The organism is Candidatus Binatus sp. (genome assembly GCF_030646925.1).
GTDB lineage: Bacteria > Desulfobacterota > Binatia > Binatales > Binataceae > Binatus.
The window spans coordinates 21,545-29,193 of record NZ_JAUSKL010000110.1 but is presented as its reverse complement, the minus strand read 5'-3'; the positions used below and the strand labels follow the sequence as shown (position 1 = coordinate 29,193).

The 7,649-nt window shown below is 60.8% G+C and carries 9 protein-coding genes and 1 tRNA gene; 5 read left to right on the top strand and 5 right to left on the bottom strand.

The features are described 5' to 3' along the window. The first annotated feature begins 117 nt into the window (after positions 1–117). The gene (locus Q7S58_RS19450; protein ID WP_304829993.1) at positions 118–780 is read left to right on the top strand and encodes a DUF2971 domain-containing protein; all 663 of its coding nucleotides are present in this window, start codon (positions 118–120) and stop codon (positions 778–780) included. Between the two features lie 83 nt (positions 781–863). Then, positions 864–1,271, top strand: coding sequence for a hypothetical protein (locus tag Q7S58_RS19445; RefSeq protein WP_304829990.1), 408 nt, complete (start codon positions 864–866; stop codon positions 1,269–1,271). Between the two features lie 227 nt (positions 1,272–1,498). Here Q7S58_RS19445 and Q7S58_RS19440 read toward each other — a convergent pair. Then, positions 1,499–1,583 (bottom strand) — tRNA-Leu (locus tag Q7S58_RS19440). A 277-nt stretch (positions 1,584–1,860) separates the two neighbouring features. Between Q7S58_RS19440 and Q7S58_RS19435 the strand changes: the two genes are divergently transcribed. After that, positions 1,861–2,574, top strand: coding sequence for a hypothetical protein (locus Q7S58_RS19435; RefSeq protein ID WP_304829987.1), 714 nt, complete (start codon positions 1,861–1,863; stop codon positions 2,572–2,574). 109 nt (positions 2,575–2,683) lie between these two features. On the opposite strand, the gene Q7S58_RS19430 is transcribed toward Q7S58_RS19435, so the two are convergent. Continuing rightward, a complete protein-coding gene (locus Q7S58_RS19430; protein ID WP_304829984.1) occupies positions 2,684–3,097 on the bottom strand; it encodes a GFA family protein in 414 nt (137 codons plus the stop codon). A gap of 168 nt (positions 3,098–3,265) precedes the next feature. On the opposite strand from Q7S58_RS19430, the gene Q7S58_RS19425 reads away from it, so the two are divergent. After that, positions 3,266–3,967: a hypothetical protein gene (locus tag Q7S58_RS19425; RefSeq protein ID WP_304829981.1), complete on the top strand. Its 702-nt coding sequence runs from the start codon at positions 3,266–3,268 to the stop codon at positions 3,965–3,967. Between the two features lie 99 nt (positions 3,968–4,066). Here the strand turns inward: Q7S58_RS19425 and Q7S58_RS19420 are convergent, their stop codons facing one another. Then, on the bottom strand, positions 4,067–5,113 hold the full coding sequence (locus Q7S58_RS19420) for a hypothetical protein (protein WP_304829978.1): 1,047 nt from the start codon (positions 5,111–5,113) through the stop codon (positions 4,067–4,069). Continuing rightward, positions 5,088–5,306 (bottom strand): hypothetical protein, encoded by a 219-nt coding sequence (locus Q7S58_RS19415; RefSeq protein ID WP_304829975.1) that lies wholly within the window; start codon positions 5,304–5,306, stop codon positions 5,088–5,090. The genes Q7S58_RS19420 and Q7S58_RS19415 overlap by 26 nt, the downstream gene beginning before the upstream one ends. A gap of 54 nt (positions 5,307–5,360) precedes the next feature. Between Q7S58_RS19415 and Q7S58_RS19410 the strand changes: the two genes are divergently transcribed. After that, entirely contained in the window at positions 5,361–7,334 is a 1,974-nt protein-coding gene (locus Q7S58_RS19410; protein WP_304829971.1) for a ribonuclease catalytic domain-containing protein, read from the top strand. A gap of 27 nt (positions 7,335–7,361) precedes the next feature. Here Q7S58_RS19410 and Q7S58_RS19405 read toward each other — a convergent pair whose 3' ends face one another. Beyond that, positions 7,362–7,556, bottom strand: coding sequence for a helix-turn-helix domain-containing protein (locus Q7S58_RS19405; RefSeq protein ID WP_304829968.1), 195 nt, complete (start codon positions 7,554–7,556; stop codon positions 7,362–7,364). Between the last annotated feature and the right edge of the window lie 93 nt (positions 7,557–7,649).

Here is a 7,649-nt window from a genome sequence, read left to right as displayed (position 1 = left end):
CCTCGGTTAAGGACTTGGCCCGCAAGCTGATGCGCTACATCCGTCACTACAACCGCGCTCCCAAACCCATCAAGTGGACCTATCGCGACCCCAACCATCGCATCTATTCCGATACCAATGTCACTGTTACAGGCCACTAGTCCCGCCTCCTTCAATGATCCGTTCGACTCCAAAGTCGTGCTTTCGACCGAAGGCACTAGGGAGCAAAAAATCGACTACTTGGTCCAGTCGGTTGCCGACCTCACAAGGGAGAACGCCGCGCAGGCTCTGGAGCTTAATCCGTCAATTGTTGAAACCGCCTTGGCGTCAGTTCACACAAATTGGAGCCCAACTCTCGGAATATATAGTCTTTCGGAGCTTTGTGATGACATCCTGATGTGGTCCCATTACGCGAGCTCTCATCGAGGAATCTGTCTCGTCTTTGCAGGAGAAATGTTCCCTGAGGGTGTTGTCAAACCGATAATTTATCCTTCCAACAACGAGTATCCTAAGACAAATCTATTTACATCAAACAGCGACGAGCAGAGGGATGCGATCCTCCTGACCAAGGCCAAACACTGGGAGTATGAACGTGAATGGCGTGTGATAGTCAGCGGCGGACCTGGTTACCACGCGTTCGAACCAGATTGGCTTGTCGGAATTATCTTTGGATCCCAAACCTCTGTACCGCACATCGCCGAAGTCAAGCGCATGGCGCACATCAGAACGCCCCCTCTTCAACTCTGGCGTGCGAAGAAAAAGGATCGCGAGTTCGGTCTTCTTGTCGAGGCTATCAGCTAGTGTTATCAAACCCGAGCAGATTGATTTGAAGGTCTTAATCTAGGCGCACGGGAATGTGGCATTTACTAACCGAGTCTTGGCACTTGCTCAACGAAATTTGGGCAGCCTTGTTTGTCGGAAGTCTTTCGATCGGCCTTCTTGTCGCTGTCGCAAGTTGGCTTAGCCCCGATCAACGTGCAGTCTGGAAATCAAAGCGAGCTTTGAAGCGCGCTCTGTTCCAAAAGAAGCCGCTGTTCGCGCGGGTTCTCTTGAGATTCGGGAGTTGCTGGTTGGTTCTTGTCTTGATCGTGAATCTGGCCGCCGTTGCCGGAGCCATAGTATCGGCCGGAGGTTTTTTGGATGGCGTCATAGCGGCGGCAGATATGTACAGTCCCTTCACTATATCGACTTACATTATTAACGTGGTCCTCATTACTCCGGCGCTAGCCGCGCATGCTTGGGCAGATCGGATCGAATCGCGAGCCGCCAGCACAACTGCAAGTGCTGCATAAAACCGCCGCCACCTTCCTGCCCGCTATGTCCCCCTATTCGCGTCGCATTACCTGCCGCGCAGAGGATTACTAATCCCGTAGGGGCAATTGTCCCGCGAACACGGGGCTTGTCTTGGCCTGACTTGGCCTTTAATAATGGTCAAAATCGCCCTCATCTTGCCGCTCGCGAGTGCAACCAAATAGACCTTGCCATCGGGAAGCCGATGAGTGCGCGTGTACAGGGATGATGCCGGGGGCGGGACTCGAACCCGCACGGAACTTTCGCTCCAGAGGATTTTAAGTCCTCTGCGTCTGCCATTTCGCCACCCCGGCGCGAGCGCGAACAAGATTCTTTAAGCATAAGAGCGCGCACACGCGAAGATCGACCGGGGACGACAGAATTGTGAAATCGCGCGCGCCGTGGATCGATCGCGCAGTCCAGGCGTGCGCAAGCGCACGCGAAGATCGGCGATCCGCGGCGCCGATAGCCCTGCCGCGATTGCATCGCCCTTGCGAAATCTCCATTTTGTCCGGCCCGCCGGGCGGCTATGCTCAGATCTCAAGCTGCGGCGCGAGGATTTGCCCGGACCTTCGCCGCTCTGAAAGTTCGATGAATCGACTATTCATCCGCACGATTTTAATGACGCTCGCCGCAGGGTCGATTGCGTCGATGATGGCGACGGGCTGCTCAGCCTACAAACACTACCAGGCCGCGAAGCCGGAGACCGTCAGAAAGACGGAAGCGATGCTCACCGAGGCCGGCTTCAAGACTATCCAGATCGACAACTCGAGCGCGGAGCAGGCTGGCCTCGCCGCGGACCTGCCGACCTACGAACTTCGCCAATACCCGGTTTCAGCGGGCGTCGTGTACTGGTACTACGATCCGGATTTCTGCTCGTGCGTGTTCGAAGGCAATCAGGAGGCCTACGAGAGCTACCAGATGGCTCAGCGCCAGCAGCACGATATCGCGCAGTACGCGGCGGAATCGCGAGACGCCGAAGTGGCCTCGCTGAACGGGCTAAACGGCCTGATGTTTCCGCCACCGATGTGGTTGGGCGGATATCACACCTACTACGGCGGCGGCTCTTTTGGCGGGGGCGGAGGTCACGGTGGCGGTGGTAAGGGTAAGGGCGGTGGGGGAGGAGGCAAGGGTAAGGGCGGTGGTCAAGGGGGAGGAGGCAAGGGTAAAGGCGGTGGTCAAGGTGGCGGTGGTCATGGCTGGGGAGGTGGTGGTGGCGGAGGAGGTGGTCAAGGTGGCGGCAGCGGGCATGGAGGAGGCGGTCGCGTCGGAGGCGGTCATGGCGGACGCGGCGGCCATCGCTAGCTACGCGATCGTCGCTGAAGAACGATTCCCGCAGTCGGCCGCTTGCTCAGAGCGACCGCTACTTTTCGAGCGAATCGAGCAGATCGAGTCTCGACGCAATCAACCGGGATCAGCCCGGGCCGCGGGCAAACTTGGTCAAGCCGGCCATCGGCGGCGACCACGCCGGCGCACTCGACGTGAAAATATTGGCGGTCGGCTTGAACTGGCTGGTATCGTCGAGACTGCCGGCCTTGATTCCGAGCATGGTCGGCATCCCTTCGAGGATCGTAAGAATCGACGATCCGCAATTGGCGCAGAAGCCGCGGCTCACCTTGTTGCCGCTATCGCCGGTGACCTCGTGATGCTTGAGTTCGCCCTTGGTCAATTTGAACGCTGGTTTGGGCACCAGCAAGACGGGCGCATATCCGCCGCCGGTCGAGCGCTGGCAATCGCGGCAGTAGCAATTCACGGCCATCACCGGGTCGGCCGAGCTTTCGTAACGAACCGCGCCGCATGCGCATCCGCCGGTAACTTGAGCTGCCATCGCGATACCTCCTGTCGGGGCCTGTGCGATCCATCATGGTGCCCGACGCAGATATGTCAAGCGAACTTTCGCCGCTCGATTCCGTGAAACAGCGCATCGCAGGCCGACGTATGGTCTATGAATGGCGCTCTCGGATTACGAGCGAATCTGCAATATGATCGTGATGCCATGAAGACCCGCATCCAGCGCCGCATCGCCATCACCGGGCCTCGCCGAGGCAGGTTCACCATTCTGGCCGCCGCGATTTTTGCCGCCGGATGCGCCGTCGCGCCCGCGCCGATTGCGCATACGTCAAATGTCGTTGCAACTCCGCAGCCGGGGCAGTTGTCGGTCAGCATTCAGGCCGCGCCCAACGTGGGCGACGTGACGCCGGTGCACGTGTCGATCGCGAACGGCACTGACGCGGTTCGCGCGATCGTGCCGAGCCAGGTATTCGCGCTCAATGAATCGGGCGCGCGTATCGCGCCACTGCCGCCGGGCGAGGCGGCGCGGCAGGCCGGCAGCGCCAATGAATTAAAGGGTGCGCTCGCCAGCGCCGCGCTAAGCGGAGCCGCCGCGGGCGCGGTCGGCGCGGGTCTTGGCGCCGCGGTGGGTTCGGCGTTTGGCGCGGTCGGGCAAGGCGCGATCGTCGGCACGGCGATCGGCGCCGGTCGTGGGATGTTCCAGGGAGCGCAGAGCGGGCAATGGAAAGCGGATCAGCAGGCTAATCAGCAAATCGAGGCGCTCGCGCTCCGTCCCGAGGAAGTGCGGCACAACTTCACCGCGAGCGGTTACGTGTTCTTTCCGAAGGGAAGTTACAATCAGGTCGAGCTGCTGCTGGTCGATCGCGAGACCGGCGACACCGAAGTTATCCGCGAGCCGTGGCGCTGATCGATTCGATCGAATCTGCGCTGAACTGAAATCCGCAATTGGAAATGGCAGGCCCGCATCGGCGCGGCCTGCCGTCGTAGTTTCGAGTCGAAAGAATCCTTACAGCAGCGAAGAAATGATCACGATCGCGCCCTGCCCCTTGCCCTTTTCGGCGGGATCGCAGATGACGATTTTCTTGCCGAAGAATTTCAGATCGGTCGGATCCATCAGGCCGGCCGCGTACGGCCGCGCGAGGCCCTTGTCCACGCGATAGACGCCGCCGTCGCGATTGTCGCTTTCGGCAACCAACTTGCCAGTGTCCGCGATAAACAAATCGCCGCCATAAGATCCAAAGTTCGACGGCGACCACGCAAAACCGGTCGGCCGGATGAAACCGACCAGATAGACATCGTCTTTCATCTTGCCGTCGGGCGCGACGATAGCGATGCGTCCGACTTTCGACGCACCTGCCATTGTCGCGCGCATTCCAATGAGCATTTGATTCGCGGCCTTGGAGTCGGTGGCGGGTGCAAATCGAATCGTCGTCAGGTCGAACTGGACGGGTTTGTCGTAAGTGCCGAACACGGTCGCCTTGCCCGATGAATCGATCGCATAGATCGACGTGTTACCGCTGGTCGCGGCGTAGAGTTTGCCGGCGAAGGGACCGCCAGCCGCACCGAATTCGAGATCGCGGCATCCGCTGGCGGGCGCGCCCGCATCGGGCAGTTTCGCGAAGCTGCTGACAGCGCCGGACTTGTCGATCCGCTCGACTTCGCACGGCGCCTTGTCGTCACCGGTCGATGCGAGGACGAAAATCTGTCCCGCGTAGGTACCGAAGCCGGCAGGTCCGACGGCGAGGCCCGCCGGGCTCTTGATCTTCGCCTTGCCGGCGACTTCCGTCACCTTGCCGCCGAAGGTAACCGAAAATATGCCGCCGGCCTGATCCGAAACCAGGATGTTGTCGTCCTTCTCCTGCAGATAGTAGGGCGCGGTGATGCCGGGCGTTTTGAGCGCGTTGATCTCGTAAGGCACTTCGACGTCGAGGCCCTTGCCGGCCGCGTTGGCGAGGGGGCTGCGCACGATCGGCAATCCTGCCAGCAGCATCGCGATCGCGATTGCGGCGGCCAGGAGAAAGGGGTTTCTACTTATGCTTTTCAAGAAGTTCATCAAGCGCCTCGTTCACGAGATATTTTTGGCTCGGATCCTTGTCGTCGAGTTTCGCGATTCGCTGCGCGAGCCATTGCGCAAGCCCCACAGTCGCGGTTTCGCCGGGATTGGAAATGCCCATCGACTCGCCGACGCGCACGAGCTGTGCGTATAGCTCGTCGGGCAGTTCGAGTTGAATCCGATTCGAAGCCATCGTTTCGCCCTTCCATATAGTCTTAGGTCGCGCCGGTCGTCAAAATGAATCCACGTGCCATCACCGATCAAATCCGCCGGCATCATCGTGGAGTACCTCGATCAGGGCCGCCTGAAGGCTGGGCTGGTCGTTCGCGAACAGGACCGCCATCTGGCGGTGATCGATTCGGCCGGCCGCGAGAAGATGGTCGCGCGCGATCTGGTGCTGATGCGCCATCCGGAGGCGCGCGCCGATCGCGATAACGTCGCCGCCGTGCTCGCCGCGATCGCGGAGGAACGGGCGGCGCTCGCGTCGGAACTGGATCTGCAGCTTTTGTGGAACGTCGCGCAGGAGCAGGGCCGCAGCTTTTCTGCCGACGAGCTGGCCGAGCTTTTTTTCGGCCGGCGCTCGACGCTCGCGTCGTCGGTGATGCTCGAGGCGCTGCTCAACGATCGAATCTACTTTATCCGGCGCCACATGGACTTCGTGCCGCGCACTGGCGAGCAGGTCGAGCGCTTGAGCGTGCAGCAGGAACGCGTGCGGGCTCGCAGCGACGACTATCGCAAAGTTCAGAAAGACCTGCGCGACATCCTGAATGGCGCCGAGTTGCCGCCGCCCGACGAAGCCGCCGCGCTGATTCGGGAGCTTGCGCAATATCTCAAAAATCCGTTTACGCGGAGCCGCGAACTCACCGAGATGCTCAAGCACGCAGCGCCGGAAGTCGATCCGGCCGAGGCGGCATTCGAAATCCTCGAGCGGCTCGGCGCAGAGCCGCCGGCGCCACGCTTCGCGTTCATCGCGGGACTCAAGAGCGAGTTCAGCGAAGCCGCGATCGCCGAGGCGTCAGCCGCGATGCCAGCTCCGCGCGAAGTCAAGGACACGGGCTTCATCGTCACGATCGACGACGACGATACCGTCGAAGTCGATGACGCGCTCAGTTGCGAAACGCTTGCGGACGGCTCGATTCGAGTGCGCACGCATATCGCGCTGGTCGCCGATTTCGTGAAGAAGGGTGGCGCGATGGATGACGAGGCCGCATCGCGCGCGACCACGGTCTATCTGCCGGAAGCGACGATCAGGATGCTGCCTGACGCGATTTCGAGCCAGAAGGCCAGCCTGATCGCGGGCGAAGAACGGCCGGTGCTGACGACCGAGGTGACGTTATCGGCGGATGGCGCGCCGCTGGATTCGTCGATCTATCCGTCGCGAATCCGGATCTCGCGCAGACTCGACTACGACGAGACCGATCGCATCCTCGAATCGAACGATCGTTCGGATGAAACCGGACGGACGCTGGCAATCCTGCATGCGAGCGCGCTCAAATTGCGCGACCGGCGCAGGACGGCCGGCGCGATGCTGATCCAGCGGCGCGAGGCCAAGGTCCGGGTGCAGGGCGGCGAGGTTCAGATTCGCGTGCTGGACAGCGCTTCGCCGGGGCGGACGCTGGTCGCGGAATTCATGGTGCTGAGCAACTTTGTCGCGGCGCGCTATGCCGCGATGAATCGCATCCCGATCATCTACCGCGTGCAGCCGCAAACGGCCGGCGATTTCGCGTCGCAGCGACCGCATCTTTCGTTGCATCCGGCGTATCACGCGGGAATCGGCCTCGACTTTTATGCGCAGCTCAGTTCGCCGATTCGCCGCTACGCCGACCTGGTGTTGCAGCGGCAATTGCTGAGCGCGCTTTCGGAAGCGCGTTCTTCGATGTACAGCGAAGAAGAATTGATGGCGGTGCTGGCGGGCGCGGAGAGTTCGGAGGCGACTGGCCGCGAGCTGGAGCGGCGGGCGAAGCGATACTGGATTCTGCGCTACCTCGAGCGCCACGCGCGCGAGACTCTGCTGCCCGCGTATGCGTTTCGAGAAGGACAAAGCGCAGAGCTGATCGATTTTATCGTGCGCGGAACGCTACACGGCGCGCCGAACCTGGCCGAGCAGATGCCGATCCTGGTCCGGGTCAGCCGCGTCGATCCGCTGCGTGGATGGCTCGCGTTCGATTACGCCGGTCTCGCCGAGCGGATTGCCGACGCGAAACCCGGTCGAATCGGTTAGCCGGCGCTCGAACTTCGGTCCGAAGACCTAGATCGCCTGGAACGTGTCCTGCTCCATCCGCCAGCGATCGATCGATTCGATATTGAAGCGCCAATCGCTGCCGACCTTGAATGCGGGCAGGCGGCCCCGCTTCAACTGACGGTAGATCGTCGAGGGGTGGACCTTCAGGTAATCCGAGAGTTCCTTAACGGTGAGAACGTGGCTGGAATCGTTGTTGATCATTTTCTCAAACTCGTCCTATCCGGTTCTAAATTGACTCCAAGGAGTCTGCGCTGAACTAAAAGCAATCCACGTGCCGGATCGGTCGAATTTGAA

Bases quoted from the DNA above. Each gene is read 5' to 3' on its own strand.
- Q7S58_RS19450 (WP_304829993.1), top strand. From the start codon at position 118: ATGTCACTGTTACAGGCCACTAGTCCCGCCTCCTTCAATGATCCGTTC.
- Q7S58_RS19430 (WP_304829984.1), bottom strand. From the start codon at position 3,097: ATGGCAGCTCAAGTTACCGGCGGATGCGCATGCGGCGCGGTTCGTTAC.
- Q7S58_RS19420 (WP_304829978.1), bottom strand. From the start codon at position 5,113: ATGAACTTCTTGAAAAGCATAAGTAGAAACCCCTTTCTCCTGGCCGCC.
- Q7S58_RS19415 (WP_304829975.1), bottom strand. From the start codon at position 5,306: ATGGCTTCGAATCGGATTCAACTCGAACTGCCCGACGAGCTATACGCA.
- Q7S58_RS19425 (WP_304829981.1), top strand. From the start codon at position 3,266: ATGAAGACCCGCATCCAGCGCCGCATCGCCATCACCGGGCCTCGCCGA.
- Q7S58_RS19435 (WP_304829987.1), top strand. From the start codon at position 1,861: ATGAATCGACTATTCATCCGCACGATTTTAATGACGCTCGCCGCAGGG.
- Q7S58_RS19405 (WP_304829968.1), bottom strand. From the start codon at position 7,556: ATGATCAACAACGATTCCAGCCACGTTCTCACCGTTAAGGAACTCTCG.